The 14,991-nt window shown below is 73.9% G+C and carries 16 protein-coding genes, 1 tRNA gene and 1 other RNA gene; 9 read left to right on the top strand and 9 right to left on the bottom strand.

What is annotated here, in order from left to right:
- Positions 1-67 precede the first annotated feature (67 nt).
- Positions 68-143: transfer RNA gene (locus tag DE149_RS06315), tRNA-His, on the top strand.
- Here DE149_RS06315 and DE149_RS06310 read toward each other — a convergent pair.
- A complete protein-coding gene (locus tag DE149_RS06310; RefSeq protein ID WP_369814512.1) occupies positions 122-697 on the bottom strand; it encodes a hypothetical protein in 576 nt (191 codons plus the stop codon). The two genes, DE149_RS06315 and DE149_RS06310, sit on opposite strands and share 22 nt — an antisense overlap.
- A 208-nt stretch (positions 698-905) precedes the next feature.
- Here DE149_RS06310 and DE149_RS06305 point away from each other — a divergent pair, with 208 nt between their 5' ends.
- Positions 906-1,211, top strand: a complete 306-nt coding sequence (locus DE149_RS06305; protein WP_010078879.1) for an antibiotic biosynthesis monooxygenase — start codon at positions 906-908, stop codon at positions 1,209-1,211.
- Here DE149_RS06305 and DE149_RS06300 read toward each other — a convergent pair.
- Positions 1,127-3,121, bottom strand: coding sequence for a cation-translocating P-type ATPase (locus DE149_RS06300; protein WP_369814513.1), 1,995 nt, complete (start codon positions 3,119-3,121; stop codon positions 1,127-1,129). The two genes, DE149_RS06305 and DE149_RS06300, sit on opposite strands and share 85 nt — an antisense overlap.
- 31 nt (positions 3,122-3,152) lie before the next feature.
- On the bottom strand, positions 3,153-3,380 hold the full coding sequence (locus DE149_RS06295) for a heavy-metal-associated domain-containing protein (protein ID WP_036381311.1): 228 nt from the start codon (positions 3,378-3,380) through the stop codon (positions 3,153-3,155).
- A gap of 163 nt (positions 3,381-3,543) precedes the next feature.
- On the opposite strand from DE149_RS06295, the gene DE149_RS06290 reads away from it, so the two are divergent.
- Together DE149_RS06290 and def are read left to right on the top strand one after the other, a co-directional pair.
- On the top strand, positions 3,544-4,245 hold the full coding sequence (locus DE149_RS06290) for a Crp/Fnr family transcriptional regulator (RefSeq protein WP_227717897.1): 702 nt from the start codon (positions 3,544-3,546) through the stop codon (positions 4,243-4,245).
- 94 nt (positions 4,246-4,339) lie between these two features.
- Entirely contained in the window at positions 4,340-4,981 is a 642-nt protein-coding gene (def, locus tag DE149_RS06285; protein WP_113914185.1) for a peptide deformylase, read from the top strand.
- Between the two features lie 82 nt (positions 4,982-5,063).
- Here the strand turns inward: def and DE149_RS06280 are convergent, their stop codons facing one another.
- Positions 5,064-6,509, bottom strand: coding sequence for a glyceraldehyde-3-phosphate dehydrogenase (locus DE149_RS06280; protein WP_113914184.1), 1,446 nt, complete (start codon positions 6,507-6,509; stop codon positions 5,064-5,066).
- A 144-nt stretch (positions 6,510-6,653) separates the two neighbouring features.
- Here DE149_RS06280 and rnpB point away from each other — a divergent pair.
- An RNA gene (rnpB, locus tag DE149_RS06275) (RNase P RNA component class A) lies at positions 6,654-7,032 on the top strand.
- A 21-nt stretch (positions 7,033-7,053) separates the two neighbouring features.
- On the opposite strand, the gene DE149_RS06270 is transcribed toward rnpB, so the two are convergent.
- Complete coding sequence (locus tag DE149_RS06270; RefSeq protein ID WP_061867832.1) at positions 7,054-7,368, bottom strand: hypothetical protein; 315 nt, start codon at positions 7,366-7,368, stop codon at positions 7,054-7,056.
- A 120-nt stretch (positions 7,369-7,488) separates the two neighbouring features.
- On the opposite strand from DE149_RS06270, the gene DE149_RS06265 reads away from it, so the two are divergent.
- Entirely contained in the window at positions 7,489-8,286 is a 798-nt protein-coding gene (locus DE149_RS06265; RefSeq protein WP_061873166.1) for a YaaA family protein, read from the top strand.
- Between the two features lie 34 nt (positions 8,287-8,320).
- Here the strand turns inward: DE149_RS06265 and DE149_RS06260 are convergent, their stop codons facing one another.
- The 3 genes from DE149_RS06260 to DE149_RS06250 form a co-directional block, all read right to left on the bottom strand.
- On the bottom strand, positions 8,321-9,331 hold the full coding sequence (locus tag DE149_RS06260) for a reverse transcriptase-like protein (protein WP_113914183.1): 1,011 nt from the start codon (positions 9,329-9,331) through the stop codon (positions 8,321-8,323).
- A gap of 81 nt (positions 9,332-9,412) precedes the next feature.
- A complete protein-coding gene (locus DE149_RS06255) occupies positions 9,413-10,135 on the bottom strand; it encodes a zinc ribbon domain-containing protein (protein WP_113914182.1) in 723 nt (240 codons plus the stop codon).
- Complete coding sequence (locus DE149_RS06250; RefSeq protein WP_113914181.1) at positions 10,132-11,061, bottom strand: Nif3-like dinuclear metal center hexameric protein; 930 nt, start codon at positions 11,059-11,061, stop codon at positions 10,132-10,134. Before DE149_RS06250 ends, DE149_RS06255 begins: the two co-directional genes overlap by 4 nt.
- Before the next feature lie 113 nt (positions 11,062-11,174).
- Here DE149_RS06250 and msrA point away from each other — a divergent pair, with 113 nt between their 5' ends.
- From msrA to epsC, 3 genes are all read left to right on the top strand, one after another.
- Positions 11,175-11,756: a peptide-methionine (S)-S-oxide reductase MsrA gene (msrA, locus tag DE149_RS06245; RefSeq protein ID WP_036312770.1), complete on the top strand. Its 582-nt coding sequence runs from the start codon at positions 11,175-11,177 to the stop codon at positions 11,754-11,756.
- An 85-nt stretch (positions 11,757-11,841) separates the two neighbouring features.
- Positions 11,842-12,777 (top strand): cysteine synthase A, encoded by a 936-nt coding sequence (gene cysK, locus DE149_RS06240; protein WP_036340182.1) that lies wholly within the window; start codon positions 11,842-11,844, stop codon positions 12,775-12,777.
- 43 nt (positions 12,778-12,820) lie between these two features.
- Positions 12,821-13,408, top strand: a complete 588-nt coding sequence (gene epsC / locus DE149_RS06235; RefSeq protein WP_036340179.1) for a serine O-acetyltransferase EpsC — start codon at positions 12,821-12,823, stop codon at positions 13,406-13,408.
- 19 nt (positions 13,409-13,427) lie between these two features.
- Here epsC and gndA read toward each other — a convergent pair whose 3' ends face one another.
- Positions 13,428-14,990 carry an NADP-dependent phosphogluconate dehydrogenase gene (gndA, locus tag DE149_RS06230; protein ID WP_095346858.1) on the bottom strand — a complete coding sequence of 521 codons (1,563 nt, stop codon included), beginning with the start codon at positions 14,988-14,990 and terminating at the stop codon, positions 13,428-13,430.
- Position 14,991 lies beyond the last annotated feature (1 nt).

The following is a 14,991-nucleotide window of genomic DNA, read 5'->3' as shown; positions in this document are numbered from 1 at the left end:
TGCGCGGGATCTCGTGTACTGTGGACCCCGCTGCGCCGCGCGGATCCGTCCGTGTGAGGCAGGCATGGTGGGCGTAGCTCAGTCGGCAGAGCGTCTGGTTGTGGTCCAGAAGGTCGCGGGTTCAATCCCCGTCGCTCACCCCACTCGAAGCCCCCGGAATCCTTACTGGTTCCGGGGGCTTCTTCGTGTGCTCCCCGAGCGGGCCGCGCTCCCCCTGCGCCCGCAGCTGCGGGATCGTGGTGCCAGCCGAGTCCCGCGTGGCCGCGGCGAGCGAGTCGGCCGCCGGACCGGTGAGGCCGGCGTCGTCCAGGGCCGCGGGCAGCGTGGCGGCGAGGGCGATGGACAGGGTGGCCCCGGCGAACGCGGTGCCCAGCGCTGAGCCGATCTGCCGGACCGTGCTCTGCGTCGCGGCGCCCTGACCCGAGATCTGCACGGGGATGTCCTGGAGCACCATGTCCGTCAGCTGCGCCGAGGCCAGGCCGAGCCCGAGGCCGTACACGACGAGGGGCACGGCGACGAGCCAACCCGAGGTGTCCGGGCCCAGGAGCAGGGCGAGCGCCACGACCCCGGCCACCTCCAGGCCCAGCCCGATCAGCACGGTGCCCGGGGCGCCGAACCGGGCCGCCAGGTGACGGGCCGCGGCGTCCGAGAGGAACGCGCCTGCGGCCATCGCGGCCAGGACCAGGCCCGCCCCCATCACGTCCAGGCCGAGCGGCGCACCTTCTCGCGGTGTCGCTCCAACCCTTCGAACAGCGCGAGGGCGAGCGCCGCGACCGCGAGCGCGACGGGGACGACGCCGCCGGGCATCAACCGCTCGACGGATCCCCGGTCCGCTGCCGGGCGTAGAGTCGGCCGGTGAGGGCGTCGACCCGACGCCGCACCCCCGCCGACGAGGAGGCCAGCCCATGTCCGTCGTGAAGATCAACGCCATCAGCGTCCCCGAGGGCGCCGGCCCGGAACTCGAGAAGAGGTTCGCCGCCCGCAAGCACGCGGTGGACCAGGAGCCGGGCTTCGAGGGCTTCCAGCTGCTCCGGCCCACCGCGGGCGAGGACCGCTACTTCGTGGTCACGACGTGGGCGTCGGAGGAGGACTTCCAGCGCTGGCGGGACGGGCGCATGCCCGCCGCTCACGCCGCCGAGCAGGGCGGCCGCCCGGCGCCGGTCGCCACGGGCGCCGACCTGCTCGAGTTCGAGGTCGTGGACCTGGGCTGACCCGGGCGCCGCAGCAGGCGCATCGCGTTCACGATGACCAGCAGCACGGACGCCTCGTGCACGAGCATGCCGACGGCCATCGTGACGCCGCCGGCGAAGACGCCGGCCAGCAGGGCCACGACGGTCACGAGGGAGATCGCGATGTTCTGCCGCATCACCCGCACCGTGCGCCGGGCCAGATCGAGCGCCTGCGGCAGCCGCTCGAGCCGGTCGCCCATCAGGGCGATGTCCGCGGTCTCGATGGCCACGCCGGAGCCGGCCGCGCCCATGGCCACGCCGATGTCCGCCGTCGCCAAGGCCGGGGCGTCGTTGACACCGTCACCGACCATCGCGACGACGCGGCCCTCGGCCTGCAGGGCCTCGATCGCCTCGAGCTTGTCCTGGGGCAGCAGGCCCGCCCGCACGTGGTCGACGCCCACCTGCCGGGCCACGGCCTGCGCGACGCCGGGCTGGTCGCCGGTCAGCATCACGACCTCGCGGACGCCGATCCCGTGCAGCGCCCGGATCATGCCCGCGGCCTCGGGCCGGAGGGTGTCTGCGATGGCGAGGACGCCGAGCGGGATGCCGTCGACGACGACCGCCGCCGGGGTCCGGCCCGCCTCCGCGAGCTCGGCCGCGACGGTCTCGACCCGGTCGGTCGCGGCCGGATCCACGCCGCGCTCGCGCAGCATCGCCACGTTGCCCACGGCGACGACGCGGCCGTCCACCTCTCCGGTGAGCCCGCGGCCGAGGACGACGTCCACATCCGTGGCCAGCGGGCCGTCCAGCAGGCCGCGGTCCCGGCCCGCCGCGACGACCGGCGCGGCCAGCGGGTGGTCCGAGGCCGCCTCGAGCCGTGCGGCCCAGCGCAGCACCTCGTCCTCGGCCCCGGGCTCGAACGCGACGACGTCTGTCAGCTCGGGGGTGCCCGACGTGAGGGTGCCGGTCTTGTCGACGGCGACGGCGTCGACCTTCGCGGAGCGCTCAAGGAACTCCCCTCCCTTGATGAGCACGCCGTCCTTGGCGCCGCGGCCGATCCCTGCCACGATCGCGACCGGGATGGAGATCACGAGGGCGCCCGGGCAGCCGATGACCAGCAGGGTCAGGGCCAGGGGGACGTCCCGCGTGATCAGGCCTGTCGCGAAGGCCAGCACCATGATCGCCGGGGTGTACCAGCGGGAGAAGCGGTCCATGAACTGCTGGGTCCGCGCACGGGCCTCCTGCGCCGCCTCGACGCGGTGGATGATGCGCGCCAGCGTGGTGTCGGCGCCGACGCCCCGGGCCTGCACCTGCAGCAGGCCGGCCGTGGCGACGGTGCCCGCGTACATGGCGTCACCGTCGGTCTTCTCCGCCGGGATGGACTCGCCCGTGATGGATGCCTCGTCCACGGCGCCGACCCCGGTGAGCACCACGCCGTCCACCGGCACCCGAGCGCCGGCCTTGACGAGGACGGTCGCGCCGGGGGCCACCTCGTGGGCAGGCACGGTGCGCTGGGTCCCGTCTGCGTCCACGACGACGGCGGTCTCGGGCGCCGTGGAGACGAGGTCCGCGAGCGCCGAGCGAGTCTGAGACAGGGTCGCGTCCTCGAGGGCGTGGCCGAGGGCGAAGAGGAAGGTCACGGCGGCGGCCTCCCAGAAATTGCCGAGCAGGGACGCGCCGATCGCGGCGGTGGCGACGAGCAGGTCGATGCCGACGGTCTTCACCCGCAGGGCGGCGATCGCGTCGCGCGCGATCGGCAGGCCGGCCACGACGGCGGCGGCGAGCATCAGGCCCGCCGCCACGAGGTGTCCGGTCCCGTGGGCCAGCTGCTCGGGCGCCAGCACGAGCGAGACGGCGATCAGCAGGCCGGCCACCACGGGGCGCCGCCAGCGGCGGGACAACGTGAACCGGGCACGAGGGCGGCCCGGACGTGTGACGGCGGGGGTGGACATGGCGGACTCCGTTCGTCGGGGGAGGGCGGGGTCAGAAGGCCGACGGCCGGGCGGTGTAGCCGACCTTGGCGACGGCCTCGACGAGGTCCTGGGCAGTGGTGGTCTGCGGGTCGTGGTCGACCTCGATGCGCTGGGTCTCGAAGTGGACCTGCGCGCCGGTCACGCCGGGCAGGGCGTCGAGGGCCTTCTCGATCTTCCGGACGCACGAGGGGCAGCTGAAGCCCTCGGCGCGGAGCAGGGTGTGCGTGGTGGGGGTCATGGTCACTCCAGTCGGTCGTCACCGGCGCGGCCGCCGGTGAGGCTGAGCAGACGGGGCGGGCGCCCGGTCCGATCCCCGTCCTCCGGGGATGTCACTGACGCTACGAAGGGGACGGCGGGTACGCCTTGACCGCGGTCAAGCCGCCGTGTGGGAGGCTGATGGCGTGCGTATCGACCTGCCCCTCATCCCCGTGGATGAACCAGAGCCGTGCGCGGCCCGGGTCCCGCTGTTCACCGGGCTGGATCTGGAGCAGCTGCGCCGGGTCTCCGCCCTGGCGCGGCCGCTCGTGCTCGAGGCCGGCGATGCCCTGCACCTGGCCGGTGACCGCACGGACCGCCTGTGCGTCGTGCACAGCGGCCGCCTGGCGCTGACGCTCGGCTCAGCGACCGGCCGGGAACGCGTGGTGCGGATGGTCGAGCCGGGGGACTCCGTGGGCGAGCACGAGTTCCTCACGGGCGAGCCGGCCCGGCATGGGGCGCGCGCCGTGGCCGCGACCCGCCTGTGCACCTTCTCCCACGCCGAGGTCGCCCGACTCCTGGCCGAGCATCCGGGCATCGGGGGACGCGTGATGCGGACGCTGGCCGTCCGCCTGGCCGAGGCTGAACAACGGCTGGCCCGGGAGCATCAGCCTGTCACCGCACGGATCGCCGGACATCTGCTCGGCCTGCCGGCCCTCCGGGACGAGGCCGACCTCGTCGTGGTGCTGGCCGCGCCGAAGAAGGACGTCGCCTCGCTGCTGGGCACCACCCCCGAGGCGTTCAGCCGCGGGCTGCGCCGCCTCGCCGACGACGGCCTGATCGCCATCGAGGGCCCGCGGGTGACGCTGCTGGACCCGGAGGCGCTGGAGGCCCTTGCCGCGGAATGACCGCCGTCGTCGTGGTGTCGCCGGCGGTAGGCTGGGGACTCCCCCGTCCCCCTATCCACGCAGGCCCGCAGCCCGGGCCGGGAAGCGCAGTGCCATGGCCTCCATCCGTCCCATCACCGTCTACGGCGAGCCCGTGCTGCACAGGCGCGCGGCCGAGGTTGAGGTGATCGACGACGAGATTCGCGAGCTGATCGAGGACATGTACGTCACGCAGGACGCCGCGCACGGCGTGGGCCTGGCCGCCCCGCAGGTCGGGGTCGGGCTGCGGATCTTCACGTGGACGTTCCCGGACTCCGGCGACGCGCCGAACGTGGGCCACGTGATCAACCCCGTGCTGACCCACCTGGACAAGGCCCCGCGGGAGGACCCGCACCCGGACGAGCACACCGAGGGCTGCCTCTCGGTGCCCGGGCTCGGCTTCCCCCTGCAGCGCCCGACCCGCGTGCGCCTGTCCGGCCAGCGCGTGGACGGCGAGATGTTCGAGTTCGAGGCCGAGGGCTGGTTCGCGCGCATCATGCAGCACGAGTACGACCACCTCAACGGCACCCTCTACGTGAACCGGCTCGAGGGCAAATGGCAGCGGCGCTGGAAGCGCGCGCAGCGGGCCGAGCGTCTGAACGTGCCCGGTGTGACGTGGCTGCCCGGCACGGACGAGGACCCCTTCGGCCACGACGCCGACGACCACGAAGACCACGAGCACGGCCCCGACGGCGACCACGGGGACGACGAGGCCTGAGCCTCGGCTCCACGTCCGACCCGGTCGGCACACGACGACGGCCCGTCCCCTCCGCGGGGACGGGCCGTCGGTCATCGGCGGGTCAGGCCTGCGGGAAGGCGGGGACCTGCTGGCCCGCCATCTTCTCCACCACGCGGATCACCTGGTGCGAGTAGCCGTACTCGTTGTCGTACCAGACGTAGAGGATCGCGTTCTTGCCGTCGTTGTTCACGAGGGTCGCCAGGCCGTCCACGACGCCGGCGCGGTCCGAGCCGACGAAGTCGGTGGACACGACCTCCGGGGAGTCCACGTAGCCGACCTGGCCGCGCAGGGGGCCGGTGAGGGACTCCTGCTTCAGGCGGGCGTTCAGCTCCCCCACCGAGGTGGGCTTGGTCAGCTCGAGGTTCAGGATGGCCATGGACACGTCCGGGGTGGGGACGCGGATGGCGTTGCCGGAGAGCTTGCCCTTGAGCTCGGGCAGGGCCTTGGCCACGGCCTTGGCGGCGCCGGTCTCGGTGAGCACCATGTTCATGCCGGCGGCACGGCCACGACGGGCGCCCTTGTGGAAGTTGTCCACGAGGTTCTGGTCGTTGGTGTAGGCGTGCACGGTCTCCACGTGGCCGTGGTCGATGCCGTAGTCGTCCTGGATGACCTTGAGCACCGGGGTGATCCCGTTGGTGGTGCAGGAGGCCGCCGAGATGATGGTGTCCTGGGGCGTGATGTCGTCCGAGTTCACGCCGTACACGATGTTCTTCATCTCGCCCTTGCCCGGGGCGGTCAGCAGGACCTTCGCGGCGCCCTTGGCCTGCAGGTGCTGGGACAGACCCTCGTCGTCGCGCCAGCGTCCGGTGTTGTCGACGACCAGCGCGTCCTTGATGCCGTAGGAGGTGTAGTCCACCGTGGTCGGGTCGTTCGAGTAGATGACCTGGATCTCAGTGCCGTTGGCGGTGATCACGTCGCGGTCCTCGTCCACCACGATCGTCCCGTCGAACGGGCCGTGGATCGAGTCGCGGCGCAGCAGGGAGGCGCGCTTGATCAGGTCGTCCTCCGAGTTCTTGCGCACGACGACGGCACGCAGGCGCAGCTTGGAGCCACCGCCGGCGTGGTCGAGGAGGATGCGGGCCAGCAGGCGGCCGATGCGACCGAAGCCGTAGAGCACGACGTCCTGGGTCTCGCCCAGGCCCTCACCGGCCTTGCCCTTGACCTCGGCGAGCTCGGCGTCCAGGAAGGCCTGGACGTCCTGGCCCGAGGCCTTCTGCTTGGCGGCCAGCTCGGCCAGGTCGATGGTGGCGGCGCCCAGGTCCATCGCAGCCATGGCCTCGACCAGCGGGTAGGTGGACTCGACGCTCAGCGGAGCCTGCTGCACGCGGCGGGCGTAGCGGTGGGCCTTGATGATGTCGATCACGCCGCGGTTCACGAGGGAGCGCCCGTAGATCGAGGTGACCACGTTGTGCTCGCGGTACAGGGTGCCCAGCAGGGGGACCATCTTCTCCGCGAGCTTCTGCTGCGTGTTCCACTCGGGGGTCTGGGTCGAGGCGGTGTCTGCCACGGGAGTCCTTCCTTGAAACCTGGCGGGGCCGTCCTGGGCAGGCCCCATCCCCCGACCTCGTTGTCGGCGGGCGCCTCCATTCTAGGCGAGGACGCGTCCGCAGCGGCCCCGCGGCCTCGGCGGGGCGTAGACTGGTCGGTCGGGACGGATCGGCGGACGGCCGCGTGCCCCTGCGGGGGTGCGAGGAAAGTCCGGGCACCGCAGAGCAGGATGGTGGACAACATCCACCCGGGGCGACCCGCGGGCCAGTGCCACAGAGAGAAGACCGCCTCCGCGCCGTGTGCGCGGCGGTAAGGGTGAAAGGGTGGTGTAAGAGACCACCAGCGGCCCCGGTGACGGGGCCGGCTCGGTAAACCCCATCCGGTGCAAGGCCGAACAGGACGCGTCACGAGGGCTGCTCGCCCCAGCGTCCGGGTTGGCCGCTCGAGCCCGTCAGCGATGGCGGGCCCAGATGGATGGCCGTCACCTCGCGCGGGGCAACGCGCGCGAGGCACAGAACCCGGCTTACAGCCGGTCCGTCCCGCCTCACGGCCCCCGGCTGGGGTCAGAACCCCTCGTCGTCGAGGATCCGCTCGAACTCGAGCTCCACCACGTGCTCGCGCTCCCGCTTGTCCAGCAGCCGGTACCCGTACGACTCGCCGATCGAGACGACCTTCGCCAGGCTCGGGTGTCGCCGGTCCCGGGGCCATTCGAGCGTCACGCGGTCCTGCCCCGTGAAGGTGCGCTCCCGCAGGCGGTGCTCCAGAGCGGAGGCGTGCGTGCGCTCCCGCCCGCTGGAGCGGACCCCGAGCCACACGGCGGCCGCGATCACGAGCAGGACGAACGGGTACACCACGCCGAACACGTTCATGGCGGTCATCGGGCGACTCCTGGGATGCGGGGCGGCTGTGCGGACCCCACCACTGTGCCAGGTCCGGACGACGACGTCGGCCCGGCCCGTCCGCGCGTCGGTCCGGGGGCGCCTGGCTAGGCTGGCCCGGTGCTGATCCTGCTGCCGCCCTCCGAGGGCAAGACCGCACCCCGCTCCGGGGCCCCGCTCGACCTCGACTCCCTCGCCCTGGCCGACGACGCCGCGGTGACGGGCGCCCGCGCGGACCTGCTCACGCGGCTCGCCGCGGTCTCGGCCGCCCCGGATGCCCTGACGACCCTCGGCGTCGGAGCGTCGCTCGCCGGCGAGGTCGAGGCGAACACGCGCCTGGCCGTCGCCCCCGCCGCGCCCGGTCACCGGGTGTTCACGGGCGTGCTCTTCGACGCGCTCGACCACGCCTCGCTGTCGGCGGCGGCGAAGCGCCGCGCCCGCTTGTCCGTGCTGGTCTTCTCCGCGCTGTTCGGCGCCACCGCGCTGGCGGACCGGATCCCCGCCTTCCGGCTGCCCGTCAGCGCGAAGCTGCCCGGGCTGCCCGGGCTGGCCGCGCACTGGCGCCCCGTCCTGACCCCCGCCCTCGACGCGCTCGCCGCACGGGACGGCGGGCCCGTCGTCGACTGCCGCTCCGGAGGCTACGCGGCCCAGTGGCGGGCACCGGCGGAGCGGACCCTCGCGGTCGACGTGTTCCAGCTGCGCGACGGCGAGCGGACCGTCGTCTCGCACTTCGCCAAGCACACCCGCGGCCTCGTGGCCCGCGCGCTCCTGGAGGCGGGGGCGCGGGAGACCTCGACGCTGGACCGCGTGGCGGACGTGGTCGCGCGGGCCGGGGACGGCCCCGGCTGGGAGGTCGAGCTGGCCCGGCCGTCCGGCGGCAAGCCCGGCGCGCTGCGGGTGATCCTGCCCGAGGGATGATCCCGGACGAGGCGCGGTCCGCCCGGACGCGGCCTCAGTCCTCGACGGCCACCAGCTCCACCTCGAAGCCGTCCGCGGTCTCGAGGTAGGCGGCGTAGTGGTCCGCTCCCCCGGCGTGCGGGTGGCGGTCCTCGAAGAGCAGGCGGAACCCCCGGCCGCGCGCGGCGGCGGTGAGCTCGTCCACGCGGGAGCGTGATCCGGCCCGGAAGGCCAGGTGGTTCAGTCCCGGGCGGGTGCGCTCGTGGGCGCCCGCGGCGACGTCGGGCCCGGCCTCGAGCACGAGGTACTCCCCCGCCCCCTGGTACGTCCGGCCCTCGGCCCACCCCTCGCCGGGCACGTAGCCGAGCTCGCCGAACAGCCAGCCGAGGCTCGCCTCGGCCGCCGCCAGATCCGCGACCCAGATCTCCACGTGGTGCAGCCGGCCCGTGGGCGCGGGCGCCGGGGTCGCATCCTCCGGCGAGGCGACGGCGTCGGGCCCGTCCGCCTCCACGGCCCGGACGTCCGCGTCGGCCTCGAGGCCGGACCCGGCCACCGCCGACGCGGAGGTCGTGGACGCCTCCGCGGCGGTCGACCCCGCGGCCGCGGGGGCCGCGACCGGCACCTCGGACGCGCCCGCGTCCCATTGGCCGCCCCGCGCGCCGGCGTCCATGGCCTCGTTGGAGAGGCGGTCGGCGTCCTTGTTCCGGTTGCGCGGGATCCACTCGTAGCTGACGCGCTCGGGGGGCAGCACGGCCCGGGCCTCGGCCGCGAGGCGCCGCATGTCGTCGTGCTTGATCTTCCACCGCCCGGACATCTGCTCCACCACGAGCTTGGAGTCCATCAGCACGTGCACCCGGGCCTCCGGGTCGAGGTCCCGGGCCATCCGCAGCCCGGCCACGAGCCCGGAGTACTCGGCCACGTTGTTGGACGCCTTCCCCAGCGGAGCGGCGTCGGTCCGGAGGATCTCGCCTGTGGCCGGGTCGCGCACCAGGGCGCCGTAGCCGGCGACGCCGGGGTTGCCCCGCGACCCGCCGTCGGCCTCCACCTGCAGGACTCGTCCGCTCACCGTGCGCCTCCTCGTGTCCGTGGTCGCGCCGTCCGACGCGGCCCCCCACTCTACTGACCGCGCCGGGGGCGGGGCCCGGGGTCAGTCCCGGATGAGGATGGCGCCGGACTCGGGGCAGCGGGCGACGGCGGCCGGCGGGAGGGCCCGGATGCGCGCGACCTCCGCCGGTGACAGCTCCGTGCCCGCGGCCGCGGACCGGTTCCCGACGAGCCGGGCCGCGCCGATGCCGCCGTTGCGCTCCCGCGCCTGCTCGTACAGGGCCAGCAACGACGCGGGGAACTCCGCGGCCAACGCCGCCCGGCGCTGGGTGAGGTCCCGGCCACGCTGGGTCACGGCCTGCCCCTCGCGGCGCACCTCCGCCGCGCGGGCCTCGACCTCGGCCCGTGCCTGCTCCAGAGCGGCGTGGCCCTTCGCGAGCCGGGACTCGGCGGCGTCGGCGGCCTCCATGGCCTCGAGCGCCGCGGCCTCGTGGTCATCGAGCAGTGCGGTGAGCGTGTCGTCCTCGTGCTGCATGGCCTGCAGCTCCTTGGACCCGCCCTGGCCCGCTTCGAGCCGCTCCCGACGGGCGCGGGTGGCGGCGGCCTTCTCGGTGGCCTCGGCCCCCGCCCGGTCGGCGGTGCGGGCGGCATCCTCGAGGCCGGGCAACGCCTCCTCGAGTTCCAGCGCGCGGGCGCGCAGCCGGGCGTGCTCCGGGTCTGCCTTGAGCCGACGGACGGCGGCGCGGGCCTGGTCCAGGGCCGTGTCGAGCTCCTGCAGCTCCAGCAGCCGGGCCTGGACGGCCGGCGGTGCGGTGACCTCACTCATGCGTGACTCCCCTCGTCGGCCCGCTCTCCCCCGACCAGGAAGTCCCAGGGGTCGCTGCGGTGATCTGAGAACAGGGTGGTGACGCCCAGTCCCCGCTCCGCCAGGGCGGCCTCCAGGGCGCGGGCGCCGTGCTCGAGCCATAGGGACTCGCTCGCCCAGTGCGAGACGTCCACGAGCGCGGGACGTCCCTCCCCCGGCGCGGCCGTCTCCCGGGCCTCCGAGGCCGGGTGGTGGCGCAGATCGGCGGTGACGTAGACGTCCGCGCCGGACGCGCGGACCGCGTCGAAGAGGCTGTCTCCGGCACCGCCGCACACGGCGACGCGGCGGATGCGCTGGGCGGGATCGCCCGCCACGCGCACGCCGCCGGCCGTGGCGGGCAACGCCGCGTGCACGGCCCGGGCGAAGGCGGCCAGGTCGGTCTCCTCGGGCAGGTCGCCCACCCGGCCGATGCCTTCGGCCCCGGTGCCGGCGGCAGAGGTCGTCAGGGGCGAGAGCGCCCCGGTGACGCCGACGGCACGGGCCAGCACGTCCGAGACGCCGTCCACGACGACGTCGGCGTTGGTGTGCGCGGCCAGCAGGGCGATGCGGTGCTCGATCAGGGTGTGCAGCAGGCGGCCCTTCGCGGCGGCGGCGTGTCCGACGGCGGCGACGGACGAGGTCCCGCGCAGCAGGAGCGGGTGGTGGGTGACCACGAGGTCGGCCCCGCGGGCGACGGCCTCGTCGGCCACGGCCTGCACGGGATCCAGCGCCCACAGGACGGTCCGCACCGGGGCCTCCGGGCGCCCGGCCACCGGCCCGACGGCGTCCCACGGCTCCGCCAGCTCCCGCGGCCACAGCCCCTGGACGACCTCGAGGACCTGCCCGAGCGTCGGCGGGGCCAGGGCATGCACCGGCGAGACGGGGACGGTGGGACGGGACACGGTCATACCGGCCATGATGGCCCACCCGGCCCGGGCACGCACGACCCGGCGGCCCTGGGTGAGGGCACGGCGCGGCGCCGTCGGGAATGAAAAGCGCGGGCCGCGTTGCTGTGCCTGCCATGACCGACTCCCCCCGTACCGAGCCCCTCGGCGCCTCCGACGCGCCCGCCGACGTCCGCGAGCTGACGCTCGCCGGCGGCTGCTTCTGGTGCCTCGACGCCGTCTACCGTCGCGTGCGGGGCGTGCTCGCCGTCGAGTCCGGCTACACCGGAGGCGACGACCCCGCCCCGAGCTACGAGTCCGTGTGCACCGGGACCACCGGCCACGCCGAAGCGGTCCGCGTGCGCTTCGACGCCGCCGTCGTGCCGCCCGAGGTGATCATGGATCTGTTCTTCACCGGCCACGACCCCACGTCGTTGAACCGCCAGGGGGCCGACGTCGGCACCCAGTACCGATCGGCCGTCTTCGCCCACGACGAGGCCGAGGCCCGGTTCTTCGCGGACGAGATCGCCCGGGCGCAGGCGAACTATGACAGCCCCATCGTCACACGCGTCGAGCCGGCGTCCGCGTGGCACCCGGCCGAGGACATTCACCAGGACTTCTATGCGCGGCGCCGTTCCAACGGATACTGCCGTGTGGTCATCGATCCGAAGCTCGCGAAGGTGCGCCGGAACTACTCCGCGTGGCTCGTGGACGCCTGAGCGGCGCCGCGGCTCGATAGCCTGACGCAGGAACACCCACTAGATCGCCCGCGCCCCGAGGCGCACCACCACCGGAGGTATCACCATGGCCCGCATCCTCGACGACATCACCCAGGCGGTCGGCAACACGCCCCTGGTCCGGCTGAACCGCCTCGCGAAGGACCTGCCCGGCGACGTCGCCGTGAAGGTCGAGTTCTACAACCCGGCCAACTCGGTGAAGGACCGCATCGGCACCGCCATCGTCGACGCCGCGGAGGCGGCCGGCGAGCTGACCCCCGGCGGCACCATCGTGGAGGGCACCTCCGGCAACACCGGCATCGCCCTGGCCATGGTCGGCGCGGCGCGCGGCTACCGCGTGATCCTGACCATGCCCGAGACCATGTCCACCGAGCGCCGCGTGATGCTCAAGGCGTTCGGCGCCGAGATCGTGCTGACCCCCGGTGCAGACGGCATGCGCGGCGCCCTCGAGCGCGCCCAGGAGATCGTCCGCAGCACCCCGAACTCCATCTGGGCGCAGCAGTTCGCGAACCAGGCCAACGTCCAGGCCCACTACAGGGGCACCGGCCCGGAGATCTGGGACGCGTCCGAGGGCGCCGTGGACGTGTTCATCGCCGGCGTCGGCACCGGCGGCACCATCACGGGCGCGGGCCGGTACCTGCGCGAGCAGAAGCCGGACGTGAAGCTCATCGCCGTCGAGCCGGCCGACTCCCCCATCCTCTCCGGCGGCCAGGCCGGCCCGCACAAGATCCAGGGCATCGGCGCGAACTTCGTGCCCGAGATCCTGGACACCGACCTCTACGACGAGGTCTACCCGGCCGCCTTCGAGGAGTCCATCGAGACCGCCCGTCGGCTCGGGACCGAGGAGGGCATCCTCGGCGGCATCTCCACCGGCGCGATCATCTCGGCCGCCCTCAAGGAGGCCGCCAAGCCCGAGTCCGAGGGCAAGCTGATCGTCGCCATCGTGTGTGACTTCGGCGAGCGCTACATCTCCACCGCCCTCTTCGAGGACATCCGCGGCTGACCGCCGCCCGCTCACCGACCGCACCGACCCGAAGGGGCCGCCCGTGGGACTGTTCTCCCGCATCAAGGAAGACATCGCGACCGTCCGCAGCCATGACCCGGCGGCGCGCGGTGACCTCGAGGTGGCCCTCGTCTACTCGGGTCTGCACGCCGTGTGGGCGCACCGCGTCGCGCACCGGATGTGGCGGCACGACCGGTTGAAGATGCCCGCCCGCGTGCTCTCGCAGGTCACGCGCGCGGCCACGGGCATCGAGATCCACCCCGGCGCCTCGATCGGTCGCCGGTTCTTCATCGACCACGGCATGGGCGTCGTGATCGGCGAGACCGCGGAGATCGGCGACGACGTGATGCTGTACCACGGGGTCACCCTCGGCGGCCGCTCCCTGGCCAAGGTGAAGCGGCACCCCACGCTGCGCGACGGCGTCGTGGTGGGGGCCGGCGCCAAGATCCTCGGGCCCGTCGAGATCGGGGAGGGGACGGCGGTGGGCGCCAACGCCGTCGTCGTGAAGGACACCCCCGCCGACGCGATCGCCACCGGCGTGCCGGCCACCGTCCGACCGCGCAAGGGCCCGTCCGAGGGCAAGCCGCTCGTGGACCCCGCGGAGTACGTGGACCCGGCCCTCTGGATCTGAGGGCCGGGTCCACGCCGGGTCAGTCCTGCGTGGGGTCGCCCTCGGTCGGCTGCGGCATGACCACGGGCACGCCCTCGCCGTCGACCTCGGTGCGGTCGCCGGACCACAGCGTGTGGAACGAGCCCTCGCGGTCCACGCGCAGGTAGGTGTGGGCGCCGAAGTAGTCGCGCTGGCCCTGCACGAGGGCGGCCGGCAGGCGGTCGGCCCGCAGGCCGTCGTAGTACGCCAGGGCCGAGGAGAACACCGGGACCGGCACGCCCGCGGCGACGGCGGTGCCGACGACGCGGCGCCAGGCCGGCAGGGCCTCGGCGATCGCCTGGGCGAACTCGGGGGCGAAGAGCAGGTTGAGCGGCTGGCCGGGGGCGCGGGTGCCCGGCGCCGGATGGCGGGAGGTGTCGCGGCCGCCGAAGGCCTGCATGATCACGTCGAGCAGGTCGGCGCGGATGATGCAGCCGTCCCGCCACAGCGAGGCGATGGTGCCCAGGTCCAGCGACCAGCCGTACTCCTCGGCGGCGGCCGCGAGCATGTCCATGCCCTGCGCGTAGGCCACGAGCTTGGAGGCGAACAGCGCCTGGCGCACGTCCTCCACGAACGCGTCCGTGTCCTGCGGGGCGCGCTGCGCCTCCTCGTCGACGCCGGCCGCGAGGGTCTCACGGGCGACCTCGCGCACCGCGCGCTGAGAGGACAGCGAGCGGGCGAAGACGGACTCGGCGATCGCGGCCACCGGGGAGCCGACGTCGAGACCCGAGATCGCGGTCCAGCGGCCGGTGCCCTTCTGCCCGGCCTCGTCCACGATCACGTCCACGAGCGGGCGGCCCGTGGCCGCGTCCACCTGCGCGAGCACCTCGGCCGTGATCTCGATGAGGTAGGAGGCCAGGTCGGTCTGGTTCCACGCCGTGAACACCTCGGCCTGCTCGGCGGGCTCGAGGCCGCCCACGCGACGCAGCAGGTCGTAGGCCTCGCCGATGACCTGCATGTCCGCGTACTCGATGCCGTTGTGGACCATCTTCACGTAGTGGCCGGCGCCGTCCGTGCCGACCCAGGCGCAGCACGGCTCCCCCTCGAACTGCGCGGAGATCTTCTCGAGCATCGGACCGAGGGCCTCGTAGGACTTCTCCGGACCGCCGGGCATGATCGCCGGACCGTGCAGGGCACCCTCCTCGCCGCCGGAGACACCGACGCCCACGAAGTGCAGGCCCTTCTCGGCGAGGGCCGCCTCGCGGCGGCGGGTGTCCTCGTAATGGGAGTTGCCGGCGTCGATGACGATGTCGCCCTCGTCCAGCAGGGGGACGAGCTGGTCGATGACGGCGTCCACGGGGGCGCCCGCCTTGACCATGATGAGCACCCGGCGCGGCACGGCGAGGGACTGCACGAGCTCGGCGAGCGTCTCCGTCGCCACGAACGCACCCTCGTCACCGTGCTCGGCCACGAGCTGGTCCGTGCGGGCCCGGCTGCGGTTGTGCAGGGCCACCGTGTAGCCGTGGCGGGCGAAGTTGCGCGCGAGGTTCGCGCCCATCACCGCCAGGCCCGTGACGCCGATGTCGGCGGCGCCGACGGGGACGGTGGTGGTCTGCTCGGTCATC

Origin of the sequence: Micrococcus sp. KT16 (assembly GCF_003315015.1) — a bacterium.
In the GTDB taxonomy this organism is placed as follows: domain Bacteria; phylum Actinomycetota; class Actinomycetes; order Actinomycetales; family Micrococcaceae; genus Micrococcus; species Micrococcus luteus.
This window is presented reverse-complemented; position numbering and strand designations above follow the sequence as displayed.

What these genes read in the sequence shown, in the direction of transcription:
- DE149_RS06250 (WP_113914181.1), bottom strand. Translation starts at nt 11,061, where the DNA reads ATGACCGTGTCCCGTCCCACCGTCCCCGTCTCGCCGGTGCATGCCCTG.
- DE149_RS06295 (WP_036381311.1), bottom strand. Translation starts at nt 3,380, where the DNA reads ATGACCCCCACCACGCACACCCTGCTCCGCGCCGAGGGCTTCAGCTGC.
- gndA (WP_095346858.1), bottom strand. Translation starts at nt 14,990, where the DNA reads ATGACCGAGCAGACCACCACCGTCCCCGTCGGCGCCGCCGACATCGGC.
- DE149_RS06305 (WP_010078879.1), top strand. Translation starts at nt 906, where the DNA reads ATGTCCGTCGTGAAGATCAACGCCATCAGCGTCCCCGAGGGCGCCGGC.
- DE149_RS06300 (WP_369814513.1), bottom strand. Translation starts at nt 3,121, where the DNA reads ATGTCCACCCCCGCCGTCACACGTCCGGGCCGCCCTCGTGCCCGGTTC.
- def (WP_113914185.1), top strand. Translation starts at nt 4,340, where the DNA reads ATGGCCTCCATCCGTCCCATCACCGTCTACGGCGAGCCCGTGCTGCAC.
- DE149_RS06255 (WP_113914182.1), bottom strand. Translation starts at nt 10,135, where the DNA reads ATGAGTGAGGTCACCGCACCGCCGGCCGTCCAGGCCCGGCTGCTGGAG.
- cysK (WP_036340182.1), top strand. Translation starts at nt 11,842, where the DNA reads ATGGCCCGCATCCTCGACGACATCACCCAGGCGGTCGGCAACACGCCC.
- DE149_RS06270 (WP_061867832.1), bottom strand. Translation starts at nt 7,368, where the DNA reads ATGACCGCCATGAACGTGTTCGGCGTGGTGTACCCGTTCGTCCTGCTC.
- msrA (WP_036312770.1), top strand. Translation starts at nt 11,175, where the DNA reads ATGACCGACTCCCCCCGTACCGAGCCCCTCGGCGCCTCCGACGCGCCC.
- DE149_RS06310 (WP_369814512.1), bottom strand. Translation starts at nt 697, where the DNA reads ATGGGGGCGGGCCTGGTCCTGGCCGCGATGGCCGCAGGCGCGTTCCTC.